2 protein-coding genes and 1 pseudogene are annotated in these 2,919 nt (G+C 32.8%); all 3 read left to right on the forward strand.

Annotated features, from left to right (window positions below; all coding sequences use genetic code 11):
- Positions 1–606, forward strand: a pseudogene (locus J5224_RS24470) (tyrosine-type recombinase/integrase); the annotation flags it as partial.
- 366 nt (positions 607–972) lie between these two features.
- Entirely contained in the window at positions 973–1,443 is a 471-nt protein-coding gene (locus J5224_RS24475; RefSeq protein ID WP_264627824.1) for a hypothetical protein, read from the forward strand.
- 2 nt (positions 1,444–1,445) lie between these two features.
- On the forward strand, positions 1,446–2,919 hold a 1,474-nt coding region (locus tag J5224_RS24480), incomplete at its 3' end, for a KGGVGR-motif variant AAA ATPase (protein ID WP_264627825.1).

A 2,919-nucleotide genomic window follows, 5' to 3' on the forward strand; every position in this document is an offset into this window, starting at 1 on the left:
GGCTTACCCAATTGGCTGTTAGATTGTGTTTGCTGACGTTTATCCACTCCAGCGAACTGAGATTTGCGCGTTGGTCAGAGATTGATTTTAAAAATGCACTATGGACGATACCAGCGGAACGAGAACCCCTTAAAAATGTGAAGTTCTCACACCGTGGATCAAAGATGAATAGTCCCCATCTGGTGCCCCTGAGCAAGCAGGCCATCACTATTCTGAAGGAAATCGAAACCATCAGTGGCGATCACGAACTTGTATTCACGGGTTTTAGCTATGCTGACAAACCTATCAGTGAAAACACGATTAACAAGGCATTACGCGCTATGGGTTATGACACCCAAAAAGACGTTTGCGCTCATGGATTCCGCACAATGGCGTGTAGTGCTCTGATTGAATCAGGGTTATGGTCAAGAGATGCCGTTGAACGCCAAATGAGCCACCAAGAACGCAATTCGGTACGTGCTGCTTACATTCATAAAGCTGAACATCTGGATGAACGCCGCCTGATGCTGCAATGGTGGGCAGATTTTCTTGATGCTAATCGTAAAAGCATTGTCAATGCCGTTTGAGTTTGCACACAAGGCATATATTAGAAATCGCCCAAGATGACATATAAAATGAGCCCATGCAATTGCCAATGAAATAACGCAATGATTAATAACAAGTTTTATCATCCTCGTGGGCTTGAGATAGGCCAATGAGGTTAGCTGATAAGAGATTTTCCAGGCCCTTAGAACACCTAATGCTTTCTGTTTTTATGTTATACCTTCCAATGCTATCATTGGTCAAATTAATTATAAAAAACAATCACTTAATCAAAATAATTTAGCCTATGAATTATGTATCTAACATATTGATTTAAAAGTGATTGATCTCAATTCCTATAATAATTTACTATATCGAAAAAGTGATTCAGTTATTTACTATTTTAATGATTTCAATTGAAAATTCTTATAAAAATAGAATGGAGACTACATGAGATATACTGAATATTTATTCTCAGCTTACAAACATAATCAAGCTTGCCGTGTTCTAAAAGAAAAAATAGATCAGTATGATGAAAGCAAATTCAACACTGAAGAGGTTAAATTTCTTATTCTTAATTTGTATTATCTATCTGGTTATATTATTGAGTGCTCTATGAAATTTAAAATATTCGAACTTTGTAATTATGACAGATTGACTGAAATAAATGAATCAGGTTGCAATGTGCGAGGAATAAACTATAGGAGGGACATAAAAAATCACAATTTTGATATACTTCAGAATACTTTAAGTTCTTTTATTGGCGATTTTCCGCACATGAGCAAAAATAAAAGTGTTAACATATTAATAAAAAAATGGAATCCTGAAATAAGATATCAAAATATAATCGTAGATTATGATCATGTAGTTAAGTTTTATGAACACACAGTTGAGTTTCTAAAAAAAACGAATAAGGTTTAATTATGTTAAAATCTATTTACTTCATTGACAGACTTGAAGATGACTTGAGTGAAAATTTAGAAAAAAATAATATTTTAGATTTTTATATTGAATTAAAAATCAATCAAAGTATCGATGTATACATCGTCAGCGATCAAATCCATGAGGTATCTTCTTTATATTTAAAATCTATATTATCGCAAGAGCTCGACAATCCTAATGTACACATTACATTTATTACTGAACATCAATCTTTAGAAGATGATTGGTCATATTTATTTTCAGGAAACAAGAAATCCTATGGGTTAAGGCGTTCACTTGGTGCTCTCTTAGCTATGGATTCAGTGAATAAAAATAATAATATCATTACCTTTTTTAGTTACAAAGGCGGGGTTGGACGTACAACATCATTAGCATTAACAGCAACCTATCTGTCCCGTAAAGGGAAAAAAGTTTTTGTCATTGATTGCGACTTTGAAGCTCCTGGATTAATAAATTTTTTTAATAGCTCTCAATCAGAGAGTTGTAAAAATGGATTGGTAGAATATTTGAATGATCAGGCATTTATGCCTGATGTCGATTTAGATGACTATGTCTATGATATTGAGAAAAGCTATTCTGGAACCGGTAGCATTAACTTGATGCCTGCAGGAAATATATTGAAGAGCAATGAGGATTTGGTTAGCTATTTGGAAGGGCTGGCAAAAATTGATTTACAAGGGAAGCAACTAGTTAATATATTTAATAAATTAATAAATGATATAGATTTGAAATATAACCCAGATGTGATTTTGATTGACTCAAGAACCGGTTTTAATAACACTTTTGGTGCACTTGCTCAAATATCAAAAAATATTGTAGTTTTAGCAGGTGATGATATTCAGAATCAACCTGGGATTGAGTATGTAACCAAAACGCTTAATGAAATGAATATAAACTCCTGTTTTATTCTTTCAATAATCAGTAGTAATTTCAGCAAAAGATATAATAATTTTTCAAATCAAATACAAGGTATCTCGTCATTTGACGCTGAGGTTTTTTATTTTGATCGACAAAATACATTAGAGTTTATTGGTACTCCATTAGAAGATAAGGACGATATTGACGATTTTATAAATGGCGAAAATGGATCTACTCAGTATCAAAAGTTTTTTAAGTACATATCTGAAATAACCACTCAATCAGAAAACATTCAAAATGAAAATGATTTACATAGAGAGGATGATGCTATAAAACAAAACCTCCCTCCAATCATTTCTGTTAGAAACCAAGAAAATACAAACGAAGTTGATCAAAATTGTAATCATCCTTCAATTTCTATTCAGGATAGGGTATTAAATGATCTAAAAGGCAGACTTCCAAATTTATATGCCGAGAATATTCCTTATACTGATGAATATTTAAATAAATACTTTTATTTTCGACCTTGCATGGAAGATTTGTTTATTCCAGAAAAAAATATTTTGCTAGGGCATAAAGGCACTGGTGAAACGGCAT

This window comes from Candidatus Symbiopectobacterium sp. NZEC135, assembly GCF_025962695.1.